This is a genomic window from Enterobacter cloacae complex sp. HYC033_NIDB, assembly GCF_056673335.1.
On record NZ_CP115123.1, the window covers coordinates 998226 to 1025062 of the forward strand.

Below are 26837 nucleotides of genomic sequence, written 5' to 3' on the forward strand. Positions count from 1 at the left end.
GTGTTCGACATTGGTTTTGGTGAGTTACTGCTGGTCTTTGTGATTGGTCTGATTGTGTTGGGGCCGCAGCGTTTACCCGTTGCGGTGAAAACCGTCGTGGGCTGGGTGCGGGCGCTTCGCTCGCTGGCAACTACCGTGCAGAACGAGCTGGCGCAGGAGCTGAAGCTTCAGGAATTTCAGGACAGCCTGAAAAAGGTTGAAAAGGCGAGCATGGACAACCTGACGCCGGAGCTGAAAGCATCAATGGATGAGTTGCGCGAAGCGGCGGAATCCATGAAGCGTTCTTACAGCATTAACGATCCTGAGAAGGCGAGCGATGAAGCAAACACCATCCACAATCCGGTGGTGAAGGGTAGCGAAGAGCAGCGCGAGGGTGTAACGCCTTCCAGCGCGGAGCATCAGGCTGCTTCGCCAGAGCAATCGCCGCAGGAGCCCGAAGTGAAAAAGCAGGTGCCGCCGGAAGAGCCCGTGGTCAAAACGGCTGAGGTAAAACCCGCCGCGCCCGTTTCCGAATCATCCCCCTCGTCGAGTGATAAAGCGTAAACATGGCAGTAGATGATACTCAACCGCTTATTACGCACCTCATTGAGCTGCGTAAGCGCCTGTTAAACTGCATTATTGCGGTTTTCCTCATTTTTTTATGTCTGGTCTATTTTGCCAACGATATCTATCAGGTGGTTTCCGCGCCGCTGATTAAACAGATGCCTCTGGGCGCGACGATGATTGCAACAGACGTTGCTTCACCGTTCTTTACCCCGATCAAACTGACCTTCTGGGTGTCGTTGATTGCCTCTGCGCCGGTCATTCTGTATCAGGTCTGGGCATTTGTGGCGCCCGCGCTGTACAAGCATGAACGCAAGCTGGTTATTCCGCTGCTGGTGTCCAGTTCGCTGCTGTTTTATATCGGCATGGCGTTCGCCTACTTCGTTGTCTTCCCGCTGGCCTTCGGCTTCCTGACGCATACCGCACCGGAAGGGGTACAGGTGTCGACGGACATCGCCAGCTACCTCAGCTTCGTGATGGCGCTGTTTATGGCCTTTGGTGTCGCCTTCGAGGTGCCCGTAGCAATTGTCCTGCTCTGCTGGGTGGGGGTGACCACGCCTGACGATCTGCGTAAGAAGCGCCCGTACATCCTGGTGGGGGCATTTGTTGTAGGTATGCTGTTAACGCCACCGGACGTCTTCTCGCAAACCTTACTGGCGATACCCATGTACTGCCTGTTTGAAGTCGGCGTGTTCTTCGCTCGTTTCTACGTCGGAAAGGGGCGTACCGGGGACGAAGAAGACGAGCCGTCTGAAGAGACCACTAAAGAATAAAACCAACCGCCCGTCAGGGCGGTTGTCATATGGGGATACGTATGTTTGATATCGGGCTTAACCTGACCAGCGCCCAGTTTGCGAAAGACCACGATGAGGTGGTGGCGCGCGCCTTTGCCGCCGGCGTGGGTGGGCTGCTACTGACGGGAACGAATCTGCATGAGAGTGAGCAGGCACGGCAGCTGGCGCAACGCTATCAACACTGCTGGTCCACCGCAGGCGTGCATCCTCATGACAGCAGCCAGTGGACGCATGAAAGCGCTGAGACGCTTCATCGTCTGGCACAAACGCCAGAAGTGGCTGCCATTGGCGAATGCGGGCTTGATTTCAACCGTAACTTTTCGACGCCTGAAGAGCAGGAGAAGGCATTTACCGCCCAGCTCGCGCTGGCAGCAGAGCTGGAGATGCCGGTGTTTATGCACTGTCGCGATGCGCATGAACGTTTTATGGCGCTTCTGGAACCCTGGCTGGAGAAACTGCCGGGCGCGGTGTTGCACTGCTTTACGGGCTCCCGTCAGGAAGCGCTGGACTGCCTGAACCGCGGGCTGTATTTGGGTATCACGGGCTGGGTCTGCGATGAGCGTCGTGGGCTGGAGCTGCGTGAGCTGTTACCCGTTATCCCGGCCGATCGTTTGCTGCTGGAAACGGATGCGCCGTATCTGTTGCCCCGGGATATGCAGCCCAAACCGCCATCACGACGTAATGAACCGGCCTACCTGGGGCATATTGCTGAGCGAGTGGCGCACTGGCGCGGAGAAGATGCGCAGTGGCTGGCAGCACAAACCGATGATAACGTGCGTCGTCTGTTCGGCGTGCAGTTCTAAACTTTGCGGAAATCGGTGTTTTTAACGCTCTGCAACACCTCTTTGTTCAGCAGGTTGAGCAGCAGCATGGAGCGCGCTTCACCGTCCGGCTCAGCGAAGATGGCCTGTAACCCTTCAAAGGCGCCTTCGGTGATCACCACGCTGTCGCCGGCATAAGGGGTTTCCGGATCGGTAATATCTTCAGGCTGCTGGTAGACAGAAAGCTGATGAATAACCGATGACGGTACTCTTGCCGGATGGGCGCCAAAACGCACAAAATGGCTGACGCCGCGCGTGGCGCTGATCGTCGTGGTGTGGATCACTTCGGGGTCGAACTCGACGAACAGATAGTTCGGGAACAGAGGCTCACTGACGGTCGTGCGTCTTCCACGCTGCATTTTTTCAAGCGTGATCACGGGTGTCAGGCAGTTAACAGACTGACGTTCAAGATGTTCCTGCGCGCGCTGAAGTTGCCCGCGTTTGCAATACAGTAAATACCAGGCCTGCATAATCACTCTTCCCATTGTTCGGGGCGCAAGCATACCAAAACCCTGGCGGGATCGCTAAGGTGATTATAATGGCGAAAAAGAGAGTAAGTCGTGGAAGTTCACGCTAATTTAACAAAATTACAGCATCACGCGGTCTTACGCCGTATAATGAAGCGCTTACAGAGAGGCCATGATTAACTGCATGAAATACCACGATCTACGCGACTTCCTGGCGCTGCTGGAAAAGCAGGGCGAACTCAAACGCATTACGCTTCCTGTTGATCCGTATCTGGAAATGACAGAAATCGCTGACCGCACCCTGCGCGCGGGCGGCCCGGCGTTGCTGTTTGAAAACCCAAAAGGCTACGCCATGCCGGTGCTGTGCAACCTGTTTGGCACACCTCGCCGCGTGGCGCTGGGGATGGGACAGGAAGATGTCACGGCGTTACGTGAAGTGGGCAAACTGCTGGCCTTTCTTAAAGAGCCGGAGCCGCCAAAAGGGTTCCGCGACCTGTTCGACAAGCTGCCGCAGTTTAAGCAGGTGCTGAACATGCCCACCAAACGCCTGCGCGGTGCGCCGTGCCAGCAAAAAGTGCTGGAAGGCGATGCGGTGGATCTGACCAAAATTCCCATCATGCAGTGCTGGCCTGACGATGCCGCACCGCTGATCACCTGGGGCCTCACCGTGACGCGTGGGCCGCATAAAGAGCGTCAAAACCTCGGCATTTATCGCCAGCAGCTGATTGGCAAGAACAAGCTCATCATGCGCTGGTTGTCCCATCGCGGTGGGGCGCTGGATTTCCAGGAGTGGTGCGCGGCCCATCCGGGCGAACGCTTCCCGGTTTCCGTCGCGCTGGGTGCCGATCCGGCAACCATTCTGGGCGCGGTGACGCCTGTTCCTGATACGCTGTCTGAATATGCCTTTGCAGGGCTGCTGCGCGGCACCAAAACCGAAGTGGTGAAGTGCATCTCCAATGACCTGGAAGTACCGGCCAGCGCAGAGATTGTGCTGGAAGGTTACATTGAACAGGGCGAGCTGGCGCCCGAAGGGCCGTACGGCGACCACACCGGCTATTACAACGAAGTGGATAACTTCCCGGTGTTCACCGTCACCCACATTACCCAGCGTGAAGATGCCATCTATCACTCCACCTATACCGGCCGTCCACCGGATGAACCGGCGGTGCTTGGCGTGGCGCTGAACGAAGTGTTCGTGCCGATCCTGCAAAAGCAGTTCCCGGAAATTGTTGATTTTTATCTGCCGCCGGAAGGGTGTTCGTATCGCCTGGCGGTGGTGACGATGAAGAAGCAGTATGCCGGTCACGCTAAGCGCGTGATGATGGGCGTATGGTCTTTCCTGCGCCAGTTTATGTATACCAAGTTTGTGATTGTCTGCGATGATGACGTCAATGCCCGCGACTGGAATGACGTCATCTGGGCCATCACCACGCGTATGGATCCGGCGCGTGATACGGTGTTAGTGGAAAACACGCCGATTGATTACCTGGACTTTGCCTCGCCGGTTTCCGGCCTTGGCTCAAAAATGGGACTGGATGCCACGAACAAATGGCCTGGCGAAACCGACCGTGAATGGGGTCGCCCGATCAAAAAAGATCCTGCCGTGACCGCGCGAATTGACGCGATCTGGGACGAGCTGGCCATAATGAATAACGGTAAGGCAGAATAAGACCGTTTAGCCCTATAGACTTCCCGACAGAGAGAGCGAATGACAACCTTAAGCTGTAAAGTGACGTCGGTAGATGCTATTACCGACACCGTATATCGCGTCCGTTTGGTTCCTGAAGCGGCCTTCTCATTCCGTGCCGGTCAGTACCTGATGGTCGTGATGGACGAGCGTGATAAGCGTCCTTTCTCTATGGCCTCAACGCCAGCAGAGAAGGAATTTATTGAGCTGCATATTGGTGCGTCTGAGCTTAACCTGTACGCGATGGCCGTGATGGACCGCATCCTGAAAGAGCGTGAAATCGTGGTCGATATTCCTCACGGCGAGGCCTGGCTGCGTGAAGACGAAGACCGTCCGCTGATCCTGATTGCCGGTGGCACGGGCTTCTCATATGTCCGCTCTATTCTGCTGACCGCGCTGGCGCGCAACCCGAATCGCGATATCACCATCTACTGGGGCGGCCGTGAAGAGAAGCATCTTTACGATCTGTCTGAGCTGGAAGCGCTGAGCGTAAATCATCCAAACCTGCGCATCGAGCCGGTTGTCGAGCAGCCGGAAGAGGGCTGGCGCGGGCGCAGCGGTACGGTGCTGACTGCGGTATTGCAGGATCACGGGACGCTGGCCGGGCACGATATCTACATTGCCGGTCGCTTTGAAATGGCAAAAATTGCCCGCGACCTGTTCTGCAACGAGCGTGACGCGCGGGAAGATCGTCTGTTTGGCGATGCGTTTGCGTTTATCTGATTGAGAGACCCGCTTCGGCGGGTTTTTTATGCTCGGGCAATAGCCTGGTGAAAATTTAACCTTGAAATGAGCGGCGCAATGCCGTTATTCTTGTTCCCGTTAAATTTCGCCCTCAGGAGCGCCCCCCAAAAATGAACAAACACGACTGATGAATTTCGATCCTTGCTCAACGCACCGCGTCGGCAGGGGATGTTTTGATTTCATTCAGGAGTGCTTATGGCTCATTTTGCGCAGTCCCCCTCTTTTATTTTGCATCAGGTCACCTGTCAGTTTGCGACGGGCGATATCCTTTTTGGTCCACTGAATCTTTCTCTGGATGCGTCAGTGTGCGCGCTGGTTGGCCGCAACGGCAGCGGCAAAACACGGCTGCTGCGGCTGCTGGCAGGGGTTGATGAACCCGCCAGCGGTCATATTGAGCGCTTTGGTACACACGTCTATGTGGCGCAACAGCAGGATATTTCTGCGGATACCACGCTTGCCGGACTGCTTGGTTACGACGCGATCTTTGCGGCGCGCACGCGCATCGACAGCGGTCATTATGAACCCGACGATCTCGACACGCTCGACGGTTACTGGGATCTGGCTGAACGGCTGAGCCAGGCTTTTATCGCTGCAAAACTTCCCCCTTTTGACCCGAATAAACGCGCGGCAGAACTGAGCGGCGGCGAGCGCATTCGTGCTTTGCTGTGCAGCGCATTCACCGCAGATGCTGATTACCTGCTGCTGGACGAACCGACCAACCACCTCGACAGGCAAGGCCGCGTGTGGTTCTACGAGCAGCTTTCCCGGTATCAGGGCGGGGTACTGGTGGCCTCTCACGACCGTGAGTTGCTGGCCCAGGTACCGCGTATCCTTGAACTGAGCGCGTTGGGCTTGCGCAGCTACGGGGGGAATTATGCTGACTATCGAACCCAGCGTGATGCTGAGCAGCTGGCTGCCCGCGCCGCGCTGGAGCATGCTGCCACCGAACGCAAGCGTACCCGCGCCCGTATGCATAAAGAGCATGACGACAGCCTGCGGCGTTCAGCCAAAACGCTTCGCACGGTCGACAGCCTTAACATCGCCTCGTTTGAACGGGTCAAATACAAAGGGGCGGCGAAAGAGCGTATTGGTTCCTGGAAAAAACAGCATAGCGATCAAAATTATGCTCTGAACGCTGCGGTCAACCAGGCACGCGAGCGGGTTGAAGAGGAGAACGCGGTGATGTTTACCCTGCCGGGCAGTGAAATCCCGGAAGGAAAACAGGTGCTGGTGCTGGAAGAACTGGTGGTTCCGTACGTGCCTGTCTCCCCGATAAACTGGCGAATGGATGGCCCGATGCGCGTGGCGCTACGCGGGCCGAACGGCTGTGGAAAATCCACGCTGTTGAAAGTGATGTTGGGCGAAACCGCCCCTGTCACGGGAACCTGTAAGGTCTCCGTCAGGTGTGCTTATCTCGATCAGCATCTTTCCCGGCTGGATCTGTCGCAGTCGGTGATGACTCACCTTAGCCTGGGCAATACGCCGCTCGAAGAAGGGGAGCTGCGTACCCGTTTAGCGCAGCTTCAGCTGGGCGCAGAGAAAGTGGCACTACCACTGGCCGAACTGAGTGGCGGCGAGCGCCTGAAGGCCGCGCTGGCCTGCGTATTGTGGCGTGAAGCGGCAACGCAGCTGTTGCTTCTGGATGAGCCGACCAACCATCTTGATCTGGCCTCTGTTCAGGCTATAGAAGCGGCCTTAGCCGATTACCCCGGCGCGCTGCTGGTGGTGTCGCATGATGAAGCCTTTCTGGCAGGGCTGAAGTTGACGCATGAACTGGTATGGGAAGAGACGGGATGGCGATGTGAAAGCCTGTAAACACAAGCCCCCGCAAGGGCGGGGGCAAACAAACTTTATCAGGCTAACTGCTTGCGAAGGTCAGGGTTTGCCTGGATCAGGCGCATCAGCTTTAGCTCGGCTGGGGTTGGTTTTTCACGTTTTGACTCCCACTCCAGCACCATCGCTACGCTGACACCCATCGCTCTTGCGAATTCATCTGTTTTCAGGCCCGATCCTTTGCGTAAACGCTCAAATTCACTAAAAGGATTGGACTTTTGATTCAGGGTAACCGTCGGCGGTACATCTTTAAAAATAATCTGTTCCAGGCTGCTCAGCAGCTCAAACTCAGGATCTTTTAATTCCATTGAGAACTCCTCATAAATCACACATCGGGATCATGAACATCAGAGAGCCTGTTAAGAATAGTCCCTAAACCAGACACAGGATCGTCACGGCTGTGATTAATTGTGCGATAACGATCGCTTTACGCGTTTCAGCTATATGGATAGTTATGCTAATTACCTGATTAGTCATATGTAGGTATGCACAGGTATTTTTTTGTAAATAGTCAGTACAAAAACGGGAATACCCGTTTTGCATGAAAACTCTATCTTGCAAGGCTGACCTGGACTATCCTTGTCAGCGTTGGGCACGCGTGTGCCGGTGTGCGCTTTTTGGGTGAAAGGAGTAATAAAATGGCGACAGGAAAGTCCTGCTCTCGCTGGTTTGCGCCTATTGCGGCGTTGTTGATGGTTGTTAGCCTGAGTGGGTGTTTCGATAAAGAAGGCGATCAGCGCAAAGCGTTTATCGATTTTCTACAGAATACAGTGATGCGTAGCGGCGAGCGTTTACCAACGCTGACTGCGGATCAGAAAAAACAGTTTGGTCCATTCGTGTCGGATTACGCCATTCTGTATGGCTATTCACAGCAGGTAAGCCAGGCGATGGATTCCGGTATTCGCCCGGTAGTGGATAGCGTGAATGCCATCCGCGTTCCACAGGATTATATGACCCAGCGCGAACCGCTGCGCCAGTCAAATGGCGCGCTTGGGGTACTGAGCCAGCAGCTGCAAAATGCCAAAATGCAGGCTGATGCGTCGCGTTCCGCGTTGAAGCAGGGCGAGGATCTCAAACCGGTCTATGACCAGGTGTATGAGAAAGTCGTGACCAAGCCGTCAAACGCCTTGCAACCGCTGATCCCGGCGGCGCAGGTCTTTACTCAGCAGCTGGTTCAGGTGGGTGACTTTATCAGTGAACAAGGTACGCAGGTGAGCTTCGTCTCTAACGGTATCCAGTTCCCGACCTCCCAGCAGGCGAGCCAGTACAACGCGCTGATCGGGCCGCTCGCGTCCCAGCATCAGGCCTTTAGCCAGGCCTGGAGCGCAGCGGTCGCTGCTACGGAATAAGAAAAACCCCCGCTTCGGCGGGGTTTTTTTTATGCTTGATGAAAATAACGCTTGTCATTCATCTACCACATCGGTATAACTATGTTCGTCGGTTTGTTACACAGACCTAAAGCAGTTTAGTAAAGCAGTCCAGATTGTTATCCATAGATACCCTTCGTAGTGACCCTTCCTTCATCGCTTAAAAATCTGTAACGCAATCCATCAAGCCGGAAGGCACAATATATTTGTTAATAAGGTAATTTCTATGTCTGCTAAAATGACTGGTCTGGTAAAATGGTTCAACGCTGATAAAGGTTTCGGCTTCATCACTCCTGACGATGGTTCTAAAGACGTGTTCGTACACTTCTCTGCTATCCAGAACGATGGCTACAAATCTCTGGATGAAGGTCAGAAAGTTTCCTTCACCATCGAAAGCGGCGCTAAAGGCCCAGCAGCTGGTAACGTTGTAAGCCTGTAAGCTTCCAACCCAGTAGCACAAAATTCAAAAACCCGCCTTCTGGCGGGTTTTTTCGTTTCTACTGTTGTATCTGTGGGTTAACGCAGTTCTTATCCACTTTACCGCCGAGCGCGGCAATCAGGTTATCCACGGCGGTCGCCGCCATATTGTAGCGTGTTTCATGAGTGGCAGAGCCGATGTGTGGCAGGGTGACGACGTTCGGCATGGTCAGTAGCGGAGAATCCACCGGCAGCGGCTCCTGTTCAAACACGTCCAGACCAGCGGCGTGGATCTCACCGTTTTGCAGTGCCTCAATCAGCGCCTTCTCATCGACCACCGGACCACGACCCGCGTTGATGAAAATGGCCGATTTCTTCATCTTTTCAAACGCCGCTTTGCCGATGAGATGACGCGTTTCATCCGTCAGCGGCAGGATCAGGCAGACAAAGTCGGCTTCCCGCAACAGCGTATCAAGCTCGCAGTAGCGGGCATTGAAACGTTCTTCGGCTTCAGTGTGGTGACGGCGTGCGTTATACAGAATGGGCATGCTGAAGCCGAAATGCGCGCGCTGTGCCAGCGCCAGACCGATGCGGCCCATCCCAACAATCCCCAGCGTTTTGCCATGAACGTCCACGCCGAACCAGTCCGGGCCAATGCTTTTCGTCCATTCGCCCGCTTTCACGCGCTCGGCCACTTCCACCACGCGACGCGCGGTACTGAGCACCAGCGCCATCAGCGTGTCGGCGACGGTCTCTGTCAGGGCATGCGGCGTGTGCATCAGCAGGATGTTGCGCGCGTTTAGCGCATCCACGTCGAAATTGTCGTATCCCACCGAAACGGTTGAGGTAGCACGAAGCTTCGGCATTTTCTCCAGCAGCGCTGCATCCACCTTTTCGCTCGAACCCAGCAGGCCCTCGGCGCTGGCAAACGCGTCGGCGTGCTGTGCCACGGTTTCCGGGCTGAGGTTCTTGACCCGGGTAACGGTAAAGTGTTCCTCCAGGCGTTTTTGCAGGTCTTCAGGCAGTGCTTTGTACAAAATGACGGACGGCTTCATGCTAATCTCCGTTGATTTTAAAAGGATTCAGGCGTGGCGTGCGCCGACGGGTAGCTGTTGATTATTAGCAGGCTTAACAATCAGAGTAAGCCATACCGAGGCAAAAAGCGCCACCCCCATAAAGATGTAAGAGGCCGATGGGCTGCCAGTGGCGCCGTTCAGATAGCCCACAAACCACGAGCCAAAGAACGAACCCAGCGCGCCCATACTGTTGATCAACGCCATCGCGCCCCCAGCGACGTTACGCGGCAGCATTTCCGGGATGATGGCAAAGAACGGACCATACGGGGCATACATGGCCGCACCCGCAATCACCAGCAGCGTATACGAAGCCCAGAAGTGGTTCGCGCCTACGGCCCAGGAGCCAATAAAGGCAAAAGCAGCGATCAGCAGCAGTGGCCAGACGAACAGCTTACGGTTTTGCAGCTTGTCCGATGCCCAGGAGACGATAATCATCGCGATGGTCGCAGCCAGGTAAGGCACCGATGACAGCCAGCCCACTTCCACCATGCCAAGGTTTTCACCGCCGCTGCGGATAATCGACGGTAGCCACAGCACAAAGCCGTACACGCCAATACTCCAGGTAAAATACTGTGCGCACAGCAGAATAACGTTCCGGGAGCGGAAGGCTTCACCGTAGTTACGCACCGCTTTCAGCCCCTGCTGCTCTTTATCCAGCTGCGCCTGGAGTGCGGCTTTTTCGTCCTCTGAAAGCCATTTTGCCTGGGCTGGCTTATCTTTCACCAGCACCCACCAGCAGAAGGCCCAGATAATCGCGGGAACCCCTTCGATGATGAACATCTCGCGCCAGCCGAAGGACTGGATCAGGTAGCCGGAAACCACCGACATCCACAACACGGTGACCGGGTTACCGAGTATCAGGAACGTATTAGCACGTGAACGCTCAGATTTTGTGAACCAGTTGCTGATGTAAATCAGCATTGCTGGCATGACGGCCGCCTCAACCACGCCGAGAATAAAGCGAATAGCCGCCAGAGCAGGAATGTTATTCACCACGCCAGTAAGCGACGCACAGGCACCCCATAAGATCAGGCAGATGAAAATGAGCTTTCGCACGCTGCGGCGTTCAGCGTAAATCGCGCCGGGGATCTGGAAGAAGAAATAACCCAGGAAGAAGAGGGCACCCAGCAGGGAGGAGACCCCTTTGGTGATCCCGAGGTCTTCGTTGATCCCGGCGGCGGATGCGAAACTGAAGTTGGCACGATCCAGGTACGCCAGGCTGTACGTGATAAACACGATTGGCATGATGTACCACCAGCGTTTTACTGCATTGGTCGAACTGTTCATAGGCTTGCCTCTGTTGTTGAGGTTGTTGCCGCCGTTGTCTGTAGGGTACACGGTGGCTTAATTATCTGGTGCGGATTGCTGCCCTCACCCTGGCCCTCTCCCACAGGGAGAGGGAATTTAGACGCCGAGCTCTGCTCGTGTTGGTAATCCTTCGCTGTCACCCTGCACCTGAATCGCCAGCGAACCAATTTTGTTGCCTCGCGCCACGGCCTGCGACAGCGGTTTGCCCTCCAGCAGAGCGCTGATGACTCCGACGGCAAACCCATCGCCCGCGCCCACGGTATCGACCACGTTGTCGACTTTTACCGCAGCGACGGCACCTTGCTCGCCGTCGGCAGTTTTAAACCATGCGCCGTCGGCACCGGTTTTCAGCACCACGGCTTTTACCCCTTTGTTGAGGTAAAAATCGGCAATGCCTTCGGGCGTGCTTTCGCCAGTAAGGATCATTCCCTCTTTTATGCCAGGCAGAACCCAGTCCGCCTGAAACGCCAGTCGGTTGAGTTTCTCAGCCATCTCCGCTTCGCTTTTCCACAGCACCGGGCGCAGGTTAGGATCGAAAGAGATCGTTTTGCCCTGTGCTTTCATTGCCGAAGCCGCGTGATCCAGTAAATCGTACGAGCTGGCCGAGAGCGCCGCCGCCACGCCGCTCAGGTGCAGGTGGCGCGCGGAGGAGAAATACGCGGCGTGATAATCATCCACGGAGAGATGGCTTGCCGCTGAGCCTTTGCGGAAATACTCCACGATGGGATCGGTTCCATTTTCAGCTTTAGATTTCAGCTGAAAGCCCGTCGGGAAGCGTCCGTCGAGGGTCACGCCTGCGGCATCAATGCCCTCTTTTTTCAGCGAGTCGAGAACAAAATGGCCAAAGCTGTCATTTCCCACGCGGCTTACCCAGCCGACATTCAGCCCCAGCCGCGCAAGGCCGGTAGCAACATTCAGCTCGGCACCTGCCACGCGTTTAATGAAGTGCTCCACTGCGCTCAGCTCGCCCGTTTCGGTGGCGACAAACATCGCCATGGCCTCGCCAATGGTGATGACATCCAGCGTCTTGTGCATGGTTTACTCCTCGCGCAGCAGGTTGACGTAATGGCGGGTGACGGCGGTGAGATCCGTCCCTTCCAGCGGAAATTCGATACCGCGTGGCGCATCGGCAGGGAGTTGATTAAGCAGATCCCGCCAGCGAGAATCGGTCTGATCCGGTGCGACGGCGCGGAACTGCGCCTTATGTGGGACTGCGGCCTTTACATGAATATAGCTCACGGCGGGAGCCAGCTGACGTGCAGCCTCTTCCGGGGAGTCGCCAACCCACAGCCAGTTGCCCATATCGAACGTCAGCGTGACCGGCAGCGCCATTACCCGGCAGGCGGCTTTGAAGCGCTGCATCGGCGCGAGCTGCCCGCAGTCGGTCTGGTCGTTTTCCACCACCAGCGTCATGCCGCTTTCATCCAGCAGTGTGCGCAGGGCTTCAAGCGGCTGTTTGTCGCTGAAATGACCCAGCGAGACTTTAAGCCACAGCGCGTTCAGGGCGCTGGCTTCGCTAAGGTAGCGCGGGAGATCCGTGTTGAGGGTGCCATCGGGCATAAACAGGGGGGCCGGGGCGGAGTAGCACGCCAGTAAACCCAGCAGTTCAATGGACTCGCCGAGCGCAGGCAGGGCCATTAACTCGTCGTTGCTGAAGAGCTCGCGGCGGATTTCAACGCCATCAGCTCCCGCGCCGGCAATAACGGGAAGCATTGCCCGTTGACCGCCTGCCTGTCGCACCTGATCCGCACCATATGCGGCGGTGACCACCATAATTTTCCTGCTCATTTCCTGACTCCAGAGCGTAATCGATAGTATTACGCTAGATGGAACCGGTTCCAAAGAAAAGATCGGGATGCTGAATTTATGATCGCTGTCACGAAGGGGAAATTAACGGGCAGTAGAGCCGCGAACGATCAGCTCGCCGGAAAAAACCTGCTCGCGTACGGCGTCGCGGGTGCCTTCAATGCGGCGAACCACTTGTTCAACCGCGGCATAGCCGATCTGCCAGGTGGGTTGTTTGAGGGTGGTGATGCCTACGCCAGCAAGTTCTGCCCACTCCAGTTCATCAAAGCCGAGTAAGCCGATGTCGCTGCCCCAGTGCAGGCCAATGCGTTTAAGCGAGCGGGCAACCTGAAGCGTCAGCGCCCCGTTCGCGGAGATCACCGCTTTGCGCATTCCCCGATGGCGGGTATGGAACTGGCGCAGGGTATTATCCAGCTGCCCGGCTTCATGCAGGGGGATTTCGGCATTCTCGGCGATCACGCCGGGATATCGCGCCAGCGTGGCACGAAATGCAGCCAGGCGGTCGCGGCGGGTATTAACCATGCCCAGCGGTTCGCTCAGGAACAGAATGGCTTCGAAGCCCTGTTCAATCAGATGCTCGGTGGCGGTGGTGGCCGCCTGGGTGTTATCCAGCCCGACCACATCGCAGGCAAATTCCGGGATTTTGCGGTCAATAAGCACCATTGGCAGCGACGATTGTTGCAGGCGATTTAGCCCCTCTTCGCGCATCCCGACGGCATTCACCACAATCCCTTCCACCTGATAGCTGCGCAGCAGATCGAGATAATGCAGCTCCTGATCAACCTCGTTATTGGTGTTACAGACCAGCGGGGTAAAGCCTTTCTCACGGCACGCCGCTTCGATGCCGCTGAGGACGTTAACGGAATAGGGGTTGGTGATATCGGCGATGATAAGGCCAATCAGACGAGTGCGACCCCGCTTGAGACCGCGCGCCATCAGGCTGGGACGGTAGTCGAGATCGGCAATGGCCTGTTCGATTCGCGCCAGCAGCGCATCGGAAAGCAGGTGTTTCTCGCCGTTGAGGTAGCGTGAAATGCTGGTTTTTCCGGTTTTGGCGGCTTTCGCCACGTCGCTGATGGTGGCCCGGGTTGGTTTGATCATCGCTGATTTCCCTGAATTTAGTGAGAATACCTTAGCGGGAAAATCTGGCGAATCAAGCTATTTGCCGGGTGGCGGCTTCGCTTACCGGAGGTTGCGGTCTGATGCCTTCACCCCAACCCTCTCCCACGGGAGAGGGCGCAAACACTAAAAACGGCAACGGGGTTGCCGTTTTGCTTTTACCTACTGCACCGGGCTTAACGTAATCTCAACGCGGCGGTTCTGCGCTTTGCCTTCCGCCGTGCTGTTGCTGGCGATCGGGTTAGCCGGACCCATGCCGCTGGTGCGGATGCGGTTCGCTTCTACGCCCTGGGCGATCAGCGAGCTGGCCACGGAATCGGCGCGCTGCTGGGACAGACGCATGTTCAGATCCTGGCTGCCGGTGCTGTCGGTGTAGCCAATCACGTTCACGGCAGTTTTATTGTACTCTTTCAGCACCGCGGCCACGCCGGTCAGGGTGTTTGCGCCTGCGGGTTTCAGCGTCGCGCTGCTGCTGTCAAAGGTCACTTTGTTTGGCATGTTCAGGATGATGTTGTCACCGCTGCGCGTCACGCTCACGCCCGTACCTTTCATTTTGTCACGCAGTTTTGCTTCCTGCACGTCCATGTAATAACCCACGCCGCCGCCCAGGGCTGCGCCTGCCGCTGCGCCAATCAGCGCACCTTTGCCGCGATCTTTCTTGGAGGAGGAGAGTGCGCCAACGCCAGCGCCCACCAGGGAACCAATACCCGCGCCAATGCCGGATTTGCCCGCTTCGCGTTCACCGGTGTAAGGGTTGGTTGTGCAGCCAGAAACAGCCAGTGCGCCGCTCACCAGAGCGGCAATAACGAGTACGCGTTTTTTCATCTTATTTCCTTAATCCTTTTTATTCTTTGCCACGATGGACGTGGCAGTGGATTATGACGTCCGGATACGGAGAAAATTCAGTGTATAACTCTGAAATTTGTCACAAACGATAAACTGCCTCAATGAAAGGCCGAAACACCTGCACGCAACCAGGAGCGCACGCTTTGAGCACCTCAACAAAAACCATTCTGACCGCCGCCCACTGGGGGCCGATGCTGGTCGAAACCGATGGCGACACTGTGCTGTCGTCTCGCGGGGCTTTGCCTTCGCGCCATCTCAACTCTTTACAGACCGTCGTTCGCGATCAGGTACACAGTAAAACCCGCGTCCGCTGGCCGATGGTGCGTAAAGGCTTTCTGGCGTCACCGGATAAGCCGCAGGGTACTCGTGGGCAGGATGAGTTCGTACGCGTGAGCTGGGACGACGCGCTGGCGTTGATCCATACCCAGCATAAACGCATTCGCGACAGCTATGGCCCGTCGTCCATTTTTGCCGGCTCCTATGGCTGGCGCTCGAACGGCGTGCTGCATAAGGCCGCAACCCTGCTGCAACGCTATATGAGCCTGGCCGGAGGATACACCGGCCATCTGGGCGATTACTCGACCGGCGCGGCGCAGGCAATCATGCCGTATGTCGTGGGCGGGAATGAGGTTTATCAGCAGCAGACCAGCTGGCCGCTGGTGCTGGAGCATGCGGAGGTGGTGGTGCTCTGGAGCGCCAACCCGCTCAATACCCTGAAAATTGCCTGGAATGCGTCCGACGAGCAGGGCGTTTCCTACTTTGATGCGCTGCGCAAAAGCGGCAAGCGCATCATCTGTATCGATCCGATGCGTTCTGAAACGCTGGATTTCTTCGGCGACAGCGCCGAGTGGATCGCGCCGCATATGGGCACCGACGTGGCGATGATGCTGGGCATCGCCCACACCCTGGTGGAGAACGGCTGGCACGATACGGAATTTCTGGCGCGCTGCACCACGGGCTTCGATAAATTTGCCGACTACCTGACGGGACAAACCGACGGTATCGCCAAAACCGCAGAGTGGGCTGCGGCGATTTGCGGCGTTGATGCCGTTAAAATCCGCGAACTGGCGACGTTATTCCATAGCCGTGTCACGATGCTCATGTCCGGCTGGGGGATGCAGCGCCAGCAGTTTGGCGAGCAGAAGCACTGGATGCTGGTGACGCTCGCCGCGATGCTCGGGCAGATTGGCACACCCGGCGGCGGTTTTGGGCTTTCCTATCACTTTGCTAACGGCGGCAACCCGACGCGAAAAGCGGCGGTGCTGGCCTCCATGCAGGGCTCGGTGCAGGGTGGCGTGGACGCGGTAGATAAAATTCCGGTGGCACGCATTGTTGAAGCCCTGGAGAACCCTGGCGGGTTTTATCAGCACAACGGCCAGGATCGGCATTTCCCGGATATTAAGTTTGTCTGGTGGGCGGGTGGGGCCAACTTCACCCATCACCAGGATACTAACCGCCTGATCCGCGCCTGGCAGAAACCGGAGCTGGTGGTGATCTCGGAGTGCTTCTGGACCGCGTCAGCGAAACATGCTGATATCGTTTTGCCCGCCACGACCTCGTTCGAGCGTAACGATCTCACCATGACGGGGGATTACAGTAATCAGCATATGGTGCCGATGAAGCGCGTCGTGGCTCCCCGGGATGAAGCGCGGGATGATTTTGATGTCTTTGCCGACCTGAGTGAAATGTGGGAAGCGGGCGGTCGGGAGCGTTTCACCGAGGGCAAAACCGATCTGCAATGGCTGGAAACGTTTTACCAGATTGCCAGCCAGCGTGGGGCTGCGCAGGGCGTGACGCTGCCGCCATTCGCTGAGTTCTGGGAGGCGAATCAACTCTTCGAAATGCCGGAAAGCGAGCAGAATGCGCGGTTTGTGCGCTTTGCTGACTTCCGTCGCGATCCGGAGAATCATCCGTTAAAAACCGAAAGCGGGAAGATTGTGATCTACAGCGAACGCATCGCCAGCTTTGGCTACGCGGACTGTCCGCCACATCCGGCGTGGCTGGAGCCGGACGAATGGCATGGCAATGCGCAGCCGGGGCAGCTTCAGCTGCTGTCTGCCCATCCCGCCCATCGTCTGCACAGCCAGCTCAACTATTCGGCTTTGCGCGAGCAGTATGCGGTGGCGGGTCGTGAGCCGATTGCGCTGAACAGCGATGACGCAAAGGCGCGGGGGATTAACCACGGCGACCTCGTTCGGGTCTGGAACGCGCGCGGGCAGGTGCTGGCAGGCGCCGTGGTGAGTGACGGGATCCGCCCTGGCGTTTTCTGCATTCATCAGGGCGCATGGCCGGATCTGGCGCTGGACGAGGGCGGTATTTGTAAGAACGGCGCCGTAAACGTGCTGACCAAAGATCTCCCCAGCTCGAAGCTGGGGAATGGCTGCGCGGGGAATACGGCGCTGGCATGGGTGGAGAAATATGAGGGGCCGGCGCTTACCCTTACGGCGTTTGATCCGCCTGCCAGCTCATGATCCACGTCGGGTGTTGGGTATCATCCTGCCAGGCGCTGTCTTCGATGCGAAAACCCTGAGCATGATAGAAATTCACCGCCCGCACGTTTTTCTGATACACCTCCAGAGTTAAATACGGATAGTGCTGCTGAACGTGGTTCAGCAGCGCACGCCCGATCCCCTTTCCGATGAACGCCGGGGCGATAAACAACGCCCCCACGAACTGGAACTGCATGACGCTGATAAAACCGCACAGGGTACCGCTTTCCTCCCAGACCCAGGTCTCGGCGGCGGGAAGGTATTCATCCCGCACTACCGCTTCATTCGCTTGCCAGTAACTTGCGTCGATAAACGGATGCGCCTCGGTGGTGCTCTCCAGCCACAGACTCAAAAGCGGAGCGGTGTCCTCACTTTGCCATTTGCGGATCATGGTGGCCCTCCGGATGGCAGAAGCAGCCCGTAATGTGGTCATTGACCAGCCCGCAGGCCTGCATAAAGGAGTAACAGATGGTGGTGCCCACAAACTTAAAGCCGCGTTTTTTCAGCGCTTTCGACAGGGCATCTGAGGCGGGGGTCGACGTTGGGATCTCTGCAAGCGTGGCGGCCTGCGTCACCTTCGGCTCGTTATCCACAAACGACCAGACGAATGCTGAGAAGGGTTCGCCGTTTTGCTCCATCGCCAGATAAGCACGCGCGTTACCAATAATGGCCTGAATTTTACCGCGATGGCGGATGATACCGGTATCCAGAACCAGCCTTTCCACGTCGTCGTCGGTCATGGCGGCAACCGCAGCCGGATCGAACTGGTGGAAGGCTTTGCGATAGTTCTCACGCTTTTTCAGAACGGTGATCCACGACAGTCCGGCCTGCTGGCCTTCAAGGCAAATCATTTCAAACAGTTTTTTACCGTCGGTTTCCGGTACGCCCCATTCCTTGTCGTGATAATCGATATAAAGCTGATCCTGGCTTACCCAGCCGCAACGTTGCATAGGTCATCTCCCTTCCTGATACGGTAAACGCAAAAATTTCAATCTGCCCGGCTTGACGTGTCTGCTAAAGAGACAATAGTTAATACAGGGCTATACGCCCTAATACCTCTTCGAACAATGACATATATCGCCGAACTCGGCTCTTTCTGGAGTCGCTTTGATGATGATAAAAAAAATCAGTGGTCGCCATGCTGCTTCTGGCCTGGTGGGTGTTTCAGTCTGCCTGCTTTTTTGTAACACCGCTTTTGCGTGGCAACAGGAATATATCGTTTCAGATACTCAAAGTAATACGATGGAACGCTATACATGGGACGCCGATCACCAACCTCGTTATGAAGATATTCTCGCGGAGCGTATTAACCGCACGCAGAATGCTGCGGGGTTTACCCTGAACGATCCCTCCGCTTCGGATGCGGAAACCGTTCTGAGCGTTGGCTGGAATTTTCCCGTGGCGGGACATTTCACCACCGGGCCCGTAATGGCGTGGCGCACTGATGGCGCTCCCTCCGCACCAGTGAATGCGTTTGAGGATACAACCACCACGCAGTCGCTTACCGATCCACTCTGGCATGCCAGCGTGAACTCATTGGGGTGGCGTGTCGATACGCAGTATGGTGATTTACACCCCTGGGCGAAGATCAGCTATAACCAGCAAACTGAAGAAGAATATTTATATACGCTGGGATTGAGCGCCAAATTTTAAAGGGTTGTCACTTTTTTAAACGCTGCGGTAACATATTTAATACAATAACGGCGAGGACTGTAGCGATAGTGATCGCTCACCTTTGACCTTTTTCTTCTCCGGCAAGGTCATTCATTCCCGCTTCCAGGCATTTCATTCCGTTTCTCCTGCATTTCATGCCGTTTTACCCCTGGCGTTATGGGGTTTTGTTTATCGTGTCCTCAGCGAATTTCCTTAATTTATCTTGCAGGACACTGCCATGAACACATCAACTTATAACCGCACGCGTTGGCTGACGCTATTCGGCACCATCGTTACCCAGTTCGCACTGGGATCGGTCTATACCTGGAGCCTGTTTAACAGCGCCCTGTCTGATAAGATCGGCGCGCCGATAAGCCAGGTGGCGTTCTCCTTCGGCTTGCTGAGTCTTGGGTTAGCAATTTCCTCTTCCGTGGCGGGCAAACTTCAGGAGCGCTTCGGCGTGAAGCGTGTAACCATGGCCTCCGGGATCTTGCTGGGCGTGGGCTTCTTCCTGACGGCATATTCCGACAACCTGATGATGCTGTGGCTGAGCGCCGGGGTGCTGGTGGGGCTGGCGGACGGCGCAGGTTACCTGCTGACGCTGTCTAACTGCGTGAAGTGGTTCCCGGAGCGTAAAGGGCTTATCTCCGCGTTTGCCATTGGTTCATATGGCCTGGGCAGCCTTGGCTTCAAATTCATCGATGCGCATCTGCTGGCCTCGGTGGGGCTTGAGAAAACCTTTATGATCTGGGGCGTGATTGTGCTGGTGATGATCCTCTTCGGCGCAACGCTGATGAAAGACGCGCCGCAGCAGGAAGTGAAAACCGTTAACGGTGTGGTGGAGAATGATTTCACCCTCGCACAGTCCATGCGTAAACCGCAGTACTGGATGCTGGCGGTGATGTTCCTGACGGCCTGCATGAGCGGTCTGTATGTCATCGGTGTGGCGAAAGATATCGCGCAAGGGATGGTAAAACTGGACGCGGCGACGGCGGCGAACGCGGTAACGGTCATCTCCATCGCTAACCTCTCGGGTCGTCTGGTGCTCGGTATCCTGTCTGACAAAATCGCCCGCATCCGCGTGATTACGCTGGGGCAGGTCATCTCTCTGGTGGGCATGGCGGCGCTGCTGTTTGCACCGCTGAACGAAGCGACATTCTTTGCGGCGATAGCCTGCGTAGCCTTTAACTTTGGCGGTACCATTACCGTCTTCCCGTCGCTGGTGAGCGAGTTCTTCGGGCTGAACAATCTGGCGAAAAACTACGGTGTGATTTATCTCGGCTTCGGTATCGGCAGTATTTGCGGATCGCTGATTGCCTCGCTGTTTGGTGGCTTCTACGTGACATTCTGCGTGATATTTGCCTTGCTGATTATTTCACTGGCGCTGTCCACCACGATTCGTCAGCCGCAACGCGAGGTCTATAAAGAAGCGCATGCATGATTCGATAAAAAGGGGCCGCAGGGCCTCTTTTTTTATCGCAATATCACTTCCGGACTTGTTATTTTGTAAAAATTTTCATCGATTCACATTCTCTGCTGCCACTTTTCTTCCTCGCTGTGGTCTACTTATCGCGCTTGTAGACGTTTCTGATAACGGTTTATCTCGCACCTACTTACTCTGTCTGCTTTCTCAATGAGATTCGGCGGGTCTTTATACCCCTTCCCCCAGGGTTGTTTGCATGAAATATATCAGGTCTCTTACCCAGCAAAGATTGTGTCTGATGCTGGCTGTCTATATCGGTTTGTTTCTGAATGGCGCGGTGCTGTTCAGAAGAGTGGAAGGTTATTTTGAACACCTCACCGTAAGAAACGGGATTTTCGCCGCGATTGAAGTGTTTGGCTCAATTCTGGCAACCTTCTTCCTGCTACGTCTGCTCTCGCTTTTTGGCAGACGTACATGGCAGGTTCTGGCCTCGCTGGTGGTGATTATCTCTGCCGCCGCAAGCTATTACATGACATTCATGAATGTGGTCATTGGCTACGGTATTGTGGCCTCGGTGATGACCACGGACATCGACCTCTCGAAAGAGGTGGTGGGGCAAGGGTTCATCATGTGGACGATTTTGACCTGCCTGATCCCGCTCTTCTTTATCTGGAGTAATACCTGTCGCTATACCCTGTTACGCCAGCTGCGTACCCGTGGGCAACGCATCCGCAACGTCGCCGTCGTTCTTCTGGCGGGTCTGCTGGTATGGGCGCCTATTCGCCTGATGGAAAAACAGCAAAAGCGGATCGAAAAAGCGACAGGCGTAGATATGCCAAGCTACGGCGGCGTGGTGGCTAACTCGTATCTGCCGTCTAACTGGCTGTCGGCGTTAGGTCTCTATGCCTGGGCTCAGGCGGACGAATCCAGCGATGTGAAATCGCTGATTAACCCGACCAAAAAGTTCACCTACCAGGCTCCGGCTGACGGACTGGATGATACTTACGTGGTCTTCGTTATCGGCGAAACGACGCGCTGGGATCATATGGGTATTCTCGGTTATGACCGCGATACCACCCCGAAACTGGCGCAGGAAAAGAACCTGGTGGCATACCGCGGCTACTCCTGCGATACCGCCACGAAGCTCTCGTTGCGCTGTATGTTTGTTCGTGAGGGCGGTGCGAGTGATAATCCTCAGCGCACTCTCAAAGAGCAAAACGTGTTTGCTGTTCTGAAGCAGCTTGGATTTAGCTCCGATCTGTTCGCCATGCAAAGTGAGATGTGGTTCTACACCAACACCATGGCGGATAACATCGCCTACCGCGAGCAGATTGGCGCCGAGCCGCGTAACCGCGGAAAGAACGTTGATGATATGCTGCTGCTCTCTGAGATGGAACAGTCGCTGAAAAACCATCCGCAGGGTAAGCACCTTATTGTTCTGCATACCAAAGGTTCACACTACAGCTACTATCAGCGTTACACGCGCGATTTCGCCAAATGGACGCCTGAGTGCGTCGGCATTAACAAGAACTGTAGCAAGCAGGAGCTGATCAATGCCTATGATAACTCGATTCTGTATGTGGATACCTTCCTCAGCCGGGTGATCGACCAGCTTCGCGATAAGAAAGCGATTGTGATTTACGCGGCCGACCACGGCGAGTCCATCAACGAGAAAGAGCATTTACACGGCACGCCGCGTAAGCTGGCCCCGCCTGAGCAGTTCCGCGTGCCGATGATCATGTGGATGTCGGATAAGTACCTGGAAAACCCGGACAAAGCCAAAATGTTTGCCCATCTGAAACAGCAGGCAGAGATCAAGGTACCGCGCCGTCACGTTGAGCTGTACGACACCATTATGGGTTGTCTCGGCTATACCTCACCGAACGGTGGGATTAACGAAAACAACAACTGGTGTAAACTCCCTGATAACACCACAAAAGCCGCGCAGTAGCTGGTCTGGCGAGAATATCGCCAGTTGAATGGCTTTTTGAAAATAAGGGATTGACGGGGGCGCACCTCAGCAGTAAGATGCGCTCCGCATTCGGCGAGTAGCGCAGCTTGGTAGCGCAACTGGTTTGGGACCAGTGGGTCGGAGGTTCGAATCCTCTCTCGCCGACCACATTCTAAAAAGGGCTAACCGCAAGGTTAGCCCTTTTTGCATTAACGCGTTACCCCGCACGAGTCCTCAAAATACCCCTTAGCCCTGCTTCCCCCTGCCTGCTTGCGGTTTTGTGACATAATCCATTGTATTTTTTTATATATAGTTTGATCTTTTTTCGCGTTGCTTATGGATAACCTCAGCATTTTTCGCTGTGCGTTTTAACGTTCGCGGTATTTAGTGCTCAGATAATCACCATTCTGTAAGAAAATTTACCCATTCTGAATAAAACTTAATCACTGAGTGTTGCGAAATATGAAGATAATTGTGCTGCATCATGGCGAGTAGCATAAATTTCTCTGCTGAAAACTCACGGTCAGGGTTTTTTTAATCTTTGTTTGCGGTTTCTCACACTCCACGTAAATCCCCGCCACCTGTATTGACGTTTTCACATTCTGTTGACAGATTGTAGGGCACGAGGGGCATTTCAGGGAGGATCTGCGCTGCAACTCAAACGCTCTTCTGAAAGGATTCTCTATCCCTTTTAACGCCTTCGGGCATCACCGACCGGACCGGGTAAAAAATAAATAAAGGTCAGGCGGCGTAACACAACAAAGCAAAACATCACATTGGAGCACAATAATGAGTATTTCCTTGAAGAAGTCAGGGATGCTGAAGCTTGGTCTGAGCCTGGTGGCCATGACCGTTGCAGCAAGCGTACAGGCAAAAACCCTGGTTTACTGTTCTGAAGGCTCTCCGGAAGGCTTTAACCCACAGCTCTTTACCTCTGGTACGACTTACGACGCAAGCTCTGTACCGATCTATAACCGTCTGGTTGAATTTAAAACCGGCACCACGGAAGTAATTCCTGGTCTGGCTGAAAAGTGGGATATCAGCGAAGACGGTAAAACCTACACCTTCCACCTGCGCCAGGGCGTGAAGTGGCAGGACAGCAAAGAATTTAAACCTACGCGCGACTTTAACGCCGACGACGTTGTGTTCTCCTTCGACCGTCAGAAAAATGCCCAGAACCCGTACCATAAAGTGTCTGGCGGCAGCTATGAATACTTCGAAGGGATGGGTCTGCCAGACCTGATCGCTGAAGTGAAAAAAGTGGACGATAAAACCGTTCAGTTTGTGCTGACGCGTCCGGAAGCGCCATTCCTGGCTGACCTGGCGATGGACTTCGCCTCGATTCTCTCTAAAGAGTACGCGGACAACATGCTGAAAGCCGGCACCCCGGAAAAAGTGGACCTGAACCCAATCGGTACCGGCCCGTTCCAGCTGCTTCAGTACCAGAAAGATTCCCGTATTCTGTATAAAGCCTTCCCGGGCTACTGGGGTACCAAGCCGCAGATCGACCGTCTGGTCTTCTCCATCACGCCTGACGCATCCGTGCGTTACGCAAAATTGCAGAAAAACGAATGTCAGGTGATGCCGTATCCAAACCCGGCTGACATCGCGCGCATGAAGCAGGACAAAAATATCAACCTGCTGGAGCAGGCGGGCCTGAACGTGGGTTATCTCTCCTTCAACACCGAGAAGAAACCGTTCGATGACGTGAAAGTGCGTCAGGCGCTGAATTACGCGGTGAACAAAGAAGCGATCATCAAAGCCGTTTACCAGGGCGCGGGCGTTGCGGCCAAGAACCTGATCCCACCAACCATGTGGGGTTATAACGACGACATTAAGGACTACACCTACGATCCTGAGAAAGCGAAAGCGCTGCTGAAAGAAGCGGGCCAGGACAAAGGCTTCACCGTCGAGCTGTGGGCGATGCCGGTACAGCGTCCTTACAACCCGAACGCACGTCGTATGGCGGAAATGGTTCAGGCTGACTGGGCGAAGATTGGCGTACAGGCCAAAATTGTGACCTACGAGTGGGGCGAGTACCTGAAGCGCGCTAAAGCGGGCGAACACCAGGCGGTCATGATGGGCTGGACCGGCGACAACGGGGATCCGGACAACTTCTTCGCGACCCTGTTCAGCTGTGCGGCAGCGAAAGACGGTTCTAACTATTCTCGCTGGTGCTACAAGCCATTTGAAGATCTGATCCAGCCGGCGCGTGCGACCGACGATCACAACAAACGTATTGAACTGTACAAGCAAGCTCAGGTTGTCATGCACGATCAGGCTCCGGCGCTGATTGTTGCTCACTCCACCGTGTACGAGCCAGTGCGTAAAGAAGTGAAGGGCTACGTGGTTGATCCACTGGGCAAACACCACTTCGAAAACGTGTCTGTTGAATAATAAGTAGGGTGTTCTCCCTCTCCCTGTGGGAGAGGGCAGGGGTGAGGGTCGTGCATGCACCCCCTCACCCTAACCCTCTCCCACAGGGAGAGGGAATTTACATTTGTGAGCAATACAGACGTCACGCCACTGGGCGTGCGTCATCAGAGAGAATCCGGGTTATGTTGCAGTTCATCCTCCGACGTCTGGGACTGGTTATCCCGACGTTTATCGGTATCACCCTTCTCACTTTTGCCTTCGTCCATATGATCCCGGGTGACCCGGTAATGATTATGGCGGGCGAGCGTGGTATCTCCCCTGAACGTCATGCGCAACTGCTGGCTGAACTCGGCCTTGATAAGCCGATGTGGCAGCAGTATCTCCACTATATCTGGGGTGTGTTGCACGGCGATTTAGGGATTTCACTGAAAAGCCGTCTTCCGGTGTGGGACGAGTTCGTACCGCGCTTTAAAGCGACGCTGGAACTCGGTATCTGCGCCATGATCTTCGCGACCGCGGTAGGGATCCCCGTTGGCGTACTGGCTGCCGTTAAGCGTGGCTCTATTTTCGACCACACCGCTGTTGGCCTGGCACTGACCGGCTACTCCATGCCTATCTTCTGGTGGGGCATGATGCTGATCATGCTGGTCTCGGTGCAGTGGAACCTGACGCCGGTCTCCGGACGCGTCAGCGACATGGTTTTCCTTGACGACACCAACCCGTTAACCGGCTTTATGCTGATTGATACGGCGATCTGGGGCGAAGAGGGCAACTTCATTGATGCGGTTGCGCACATGATCCTGCCTGCAATGGTGCTGGGCACCATCCCTCTGGCGGTGATCGTGCGTATGACCCGTTCCTCCATGCTGGAAGTGCTGGGCGAGGATTATATTCGTACTGCCCGCGCTAAAGGCCTGACCCGTATGCGCGTCATCATCATTCATGCCCTGCGTAACGCTATGCTGCCGGTGGTAACCGTTATCGGTTTGCAGGTCGGTACGCTGCTGGCGGGGGCGATCCTGACCGAAACCATCTTCTCCTGGCCGGGTCTTGGACGCTGGCTGATTGATGCGCTACAACGCCGTGACTATCCGGTTGTGCAGGGCGGTGTACTGCTGGTCGCGACGATGATTATCCTCGTCAACCTGCTGGTCGATTTGCTGTACGGCGTGGTGAACCCGCGTATTCGTCATAAGAAGTAAGGGGCCATCATGTCACAAGTTACTCAAAATAAAGTGGTCACCGCACCGGTGCCAATGACGCCGATGCAGGAGTTCTGGCACTACTTCAAGCGCAACAAAGGCGCGGTCGTCGGGCTGGTGTATGTTTCCATCATGATCCTGATTGCGGTGTTTGCGAACTTCCTTGCGCCGTATAACCCGGCTGATCAGTTCCGCGATGCGCTGCTGGCACCTCCTGCATGGCAGGACGGCGGAAGCCTGACGCACCTGCTGGGCACCGACGACGTGGGCCGCGATGTGCTGTCGCGCCTGATGTACGGCGCACGCCTGTCGCTGCTGGTTGGCTGCCTCGTTGTCGTACTGTCGCTGATCATGGGGATCGTACTCGGCCTGGTGGCAGGCTACTTCGGCGGCATTGTTGATAACATCATCATGCGCGTCGTCGACATTATGCTGGCATTGCCAAGCCTGCTGCTGGCGCTGGTGCTGGTGGCGATCTTTGGTCCGTCGATTGGTAACGCCGCGCTTGCGCTGACGTTTGTTGCGCTACCGCATTACGTGCGTCTGACCCGTGCGGCGGTGCTGGTGGAAGTGAACCGGGACTACGTTACCGCCTCTCGCGTGGCGGGTGCCGGTGCTATGCGTCAGATGTTTATCAATATCTTCCCAAACTGCCTTGCTCCGCTGATTGTTCAGGCGTCGCTCGGTTTCTCTAACGCCATTCTTGATATGGCCGCTCTTGGCTTCCTTGGCATGGGTGCGCAGCCGCCAACACCGGAGTGGGGCACCATGCTCTCCGACGTGTTGCAGTTCGCGCAAAGCGCCTGGTGGGTCGTCACCTTCCCGGGTCTGGCGATTCTGCTGACGGTGCTGGCATTTAACCTGATGGGTGACGGTCTGCGTGATGCACTTGATCCCAAACTGAAGCAGTAAGAG

At 55.6% G+C, this 26837-nt stretch carries 25 protein-coding genes and 1 tRNA gene; 16 read left to right on the top strand and 10 right to left on the bottom strand.

Going from position 1 to position 26837, the window contains the following annotated elements; translation table 11 throughout:
- Genes tatB through tatD form a run of 3 tightly spaced genes read left to right on the top strand, consistent with a single transcriptional unit; the run spans nucleotide 1 to nucleotide 2140 of the window.
- Nucleotides 1–543 carry a Sec-independent protein translocase protein TatB gene (gene tatB / locus O1721_RS04765; protein WP_003860783.1) on the top strand — a complete coding sequence of 181 codons (543 nt, stop codon included), beginning with the start codon at nucleotides 1–3 and terminating at the stop codon, nucleotides 541–543.
- Between the two features lie 2 nt (nucleotides 544–545).
- A complete protein-coding gene (gene tatC / locus O1721_RS04770) occupies nucleotides 546–1316 on the top strand; it encodes a Sec-independent protein translocase subunit TatC (protein ID WP_032646822.1) in 771 nt (256 codons plus the stop codon).
- A gap of 41 nt (nucleotides 1317–1357) precedes the next feature.
- Nucleotides 1358–2140, top strand: a complete 783-nt coding sequence (gene tatD, locus O1721_RS04775) for a 3'-5' ssDNA/RNA exonuclease TatD (RefSeq protein WP_032646824.1) — start codon at nucleotides 1358–1360, stop codon at nucleotides 2138–2140.
- Here the strand turns inward: tatD and rfaH are convergent.
- A complete protein-coding gene (gene rfaH, locus O1721_RS04780) occupies nucleotides 2137–2628 on the bottom strand; it encodes a transcription/translation regulatory transformer protein RfaH (RefSeq protein WP_003860779.1) in 492 nt (163 codons plus the stop codon). The genes tatD and rfaH overlap by 4 nt on opposite strands.
- 169 nt (nucleotides 2629–2797) lie before the next feature.
- Here rfaH and ubiD point away from each other — a divergent pair, with 169 nt between their 5' ends.
- From ubiD to O1721_RS04795, 3 genes are all read left to right on the top strand, one after another.
- Nucleotides 2798–4294: a 4-hydroxy-3-polyprenylbenzoate decarboxylase gene (gene ubiD / locus O1721_RS04785; RefSeq protein ID WP_017383578.1), complete on the top strand. Its 1497-nt coding sequence runs from the start codon at nucleotides 2798–2800 to the stop codon at nucleotides 4292–4294.
- 39 nt (nucleotides 4295–4333) lie between these two features.
- A complete protein-coding gene (gene fre / locus O1721_RS04790) occupies nucleotides 4334–5035 on the top strand; it encodes an NAD(P)H-flavin reductase (protein WP_003860778.1) in 702 nt (233 codons plus the stop codon).
- A gap of 216 nt (nucleotides 5036–5251) precedes the next feature.
- Nucleotides 5252–6871, top strand: a complete 1620-nt coding sequence (locus tag O1721_RS04795) for an ABC-F family ATP-binding cassette domain-containing protein (protein WP_032646826.1) — start codon at nucleotides 5252–5254, stop codon at nucleotides 6869–6871.
- 38 nt (nucleotides 6872–6909) lie between these two features.
- On the opposite strand, the gene O1721_RS04800 is transcribed toward O1721_RS04795, so the two are convergent.
- Nucleotides 6910–7197, bottom strand: a complete 288-nt coding sequence (locus O1721_RS04800; RefSeq protein ID WP_003860776.1) for an HTH-type transcriptional regulator — start codon at nucleotides 7195–7197, stop codon at nucleotides 6910–6912.
- 330 nt (nucleotides 7198–7527) lie between these two features.
- Between O1721_RS04800 and O1721_RS04805 the strand changes: the two genes are divergently transcribed.
- Together O1721_RS04805 and cspE are read left to right on the top strand one after the other, a co-directional pair.
- Nucleotides 7528–8238, top strand: coding sequence for a DUF3053 domain-containing protein (locus O1721_RS04805; RefSeq protein WP_017383576.1), 711 nt, complete (start codon nucleotides 7528–7530; stop codon nucleotides 8236–8238).
- 244 nt (nucleotides 8239–8482) lie between these two features.
- A complete protein-coding gene (gene cspE / locus O1721_RS04810) occupies nucleotides 8483–8695 on the top strand; it encodes a transcription antiterminator/RNA stability regulator CspE (RefSeq protein WP_003860775.1) in 213 nt (70 codons plus the stop codon).
- A 58-nt stretch (nucleotides 8696–8753) separates the two neighbouring features.
- Here cspE and ghrB read toward each other — a convergent pair whose 3' ends face one another.
- The 6 genes from ghrB to O1721_RS04840 form a co-directional block, all read right to left on the bottom strand.
- Nucleotides 8754–9728 carry a glyoxylate/hydroxypyruvate reductase GhrB gene (gene ghrB, locus O1721_RS04815; protein WP_032646831.1) on the bottom strand — a complete coding sequence of 325 codons (975 nt, stop codon included), beginning with the start codon at nucleotides 9726–9728 and terminating at the stop codon, nucleotides 8754–8756.
- A 27-nt stretch (nucleotides 9729–9755) separates the two neighbouring features.
- A complete protein-coding gene (locus O1721_RS04820) occupies nucleotides 9756–11036 on the bottom strand; it encodes an MFS transporter (protein WP_001089079.1) in 1281 nt (426 codons plus the stop codon).
- A gap of 117 nt (nucleotides 11037–11153) precedes the next feature.
- Nucleotides 11154–12092 (bottom strand): sugar kinase, encoded by a 939-nt coding sequence (locus O1721_RS04825; protein ID WP_032646834.1) that lies wholly within the window; start codon nucleotides 12090–12092, stop codon nucleotides 11154–11156.
- A gap of 3 nt (nucleotides 12093–12095) precedes the next feature.
- Nucleotides 12096–12845 (bottom strand): sugar phosphate isomerase/epimerase family protein, encoded by a 750-nt coding sequence (locus O1721_RS04830; RefSeq protein WP_032646836.1) that lies wholly within the window; start codon nucleotides 12843–12845, stop codon nucleotides 12096–12098.
- Nucleotides 12846–12947: 102 nt separating this feature from the next.
- On the bottom strand, nucleotides 12948–13964 hold the full coding sequence (locus O1721_RS04835) for a LacI family DNA-binding transcriptional regulator (protein WP_015569988.1): 1017 nt from the start codon (nucleotides 13962–13964) through the stop codon (nucleotides 12948–12950).
- A 180-nt stretch (nucleotides 13965–14144) separates the two neighbouring features.
- On the bottom strand, nucleotides 14145–14807 hold the full coding sequence (locus tag O1721_RS04840; protein ID WP_032646838.1) for an OmpA family lipoprotein: 663 nt from the start codon (nucleotides 14805–14807) through the stop codon (nucleotides 14145–14147).
- Between the two features lie 122 nt (nucleotides 14808–14929).
- On the opposite strand from O1721_RS04840, the gene O1721_RS04845 reads away from it, so the two are divergent.
- Nucleotides 14930–17299, top strand: a complete 2370-nt coding sequence (locus tag O1721_RS04845; protein ID WP_045324790.1) for a molybdopterin guanine dinucleotide-containing S/N-oxide reductase — start codon at nucleotides 14930–14932, stop codon at nucleotides 17297–17299.
- On the opposite strand, the gene O1721_RS04850 is transcribed toward O1721_RS04845, so the two are convergent.
- Both O1721_RS04850 and tag read right to left on the bottom strand, forming a co-directional pair.
- On the bottom strand, nucleotides 17268–17708 hold the full coding sequence (locus O1721_RS04850) for an N-acetyltransferase (RefSeq protein ID WP_032646843.1): 441 nt from the start codon (nucleotides 17706–17708) through the stop codon (nucleotides 17268–17270). The two genes, O1721_RS04845 and O1721_RS04850, sit on opposite strands and share 32 nt — an antisense overlap.
- Nucleotides 17686–18267, bottom strand: coding sequence for a DNA-3-methyladenine glycosylase I (tag, locus tag O1721_RS04855; protein WP_017383572.1), 582 nt, complete (start codon nucleotides 18265–18267; stop codon nucleotides 17686–17688). The genes O1721_RS04850 and tag overlap by 23 nt, the downstream gene beginning before the upstream one ends.
- Nucleotides 18268–18427: 160 nt before the next feature.
- Between tag and O1721_RS04860 the strand changes: the two genes are divergently transcribed.
- The 7 genes from O1721_RS04860 to dppC all read left to right on the top strand — a co-directional run bounded on the left by O1721_RS04860 (nucleotide 18428) and on the right by dppC (nucleotide 26834).
- On the top strand, nucleotides 18428–18970 hold the full coding sequence (locus O1721_RS04860) for a lipase (RefSeq protein WP_032646846.1): 543 nt from the start codon (nucleotides 18428–18430) through the stop codon (nucleotides 18968–18970).
- Nucleotides 18971–19208: 238 nt separating this feature from the next.
- Nucleotides 19209–20411 carry an L-lactate MFS transporter gene (locus O1721_RS04865; RefSeq protein WP_015569982.1) on the top strand — a complete coding sequence of 401 codons (1203 nt, stop codon included), beginning with the start codon at nucleotides 19209–19211 and terminating at the stop codon, nucleotides 20409–20411.
- A gap of 238 nt (nucleotides 20412–20649) precedes the next feature.
- Nucleotides 20650–22344, top strand: coding sequence for a kdo(2)-lipid A phosphoethanolamine 7''-transferase (gene eptB / locus O1721_RS04870; RefSeq protein WP_017383570.1), 1695 nt, complete (start codon nucleotides 20650–20652; stop codon nucleotides 22342–22344).
- A gap of 91 nt (nucleotides 22345–22435) precedes the next feature.
- Nucleotides 22436–22512: transfer RNA gene (locus O1721_RS04875), tRNA-Pro, on the top strand.
- A gap of 621 nt (nucleotides 22513–23133) precedes the next feature.
- On the top strand, nucleotides 23134–24741 hold the full coding sequence (gene dppA / locus O1721_RS04880; RefSeq protein WP_479953641.1) for a dipeptide ABC transporter periplasmic-binding protein DppA: 1608 nt from the start codon (nucleotides 23134–23136) through the stop codon (nucleotides 24739–24741).
- A 161-nt stretch (nucleotides 24742–24902) separates the two neighbouring features.
- Entirely contained in the window at nucleotides 24903–25922 is a 1020-nt protein-coding gene (gene dppB / locus O1721_RS04885) for a dipeptide ABC transporter permease DppB (RefSeq protein WP_006810536.1), read from the top strand.
- A 9-nt stretch (nucleotides 25923–25931) separates the two neighbouring features.
- Nucleotides 25932–26834, top strand: coding sequence for a dipeptide ABC transporter permease DppC (gene dppC, locus O1721_RS04890; protein WP_017383569.1), 903 nt, complete (start codon nucleotides 25932–25934; stop codon nucleotides 26832–26834).
- Nucleotides 26835–26837 lie beyond the last annotated feature (3 nt).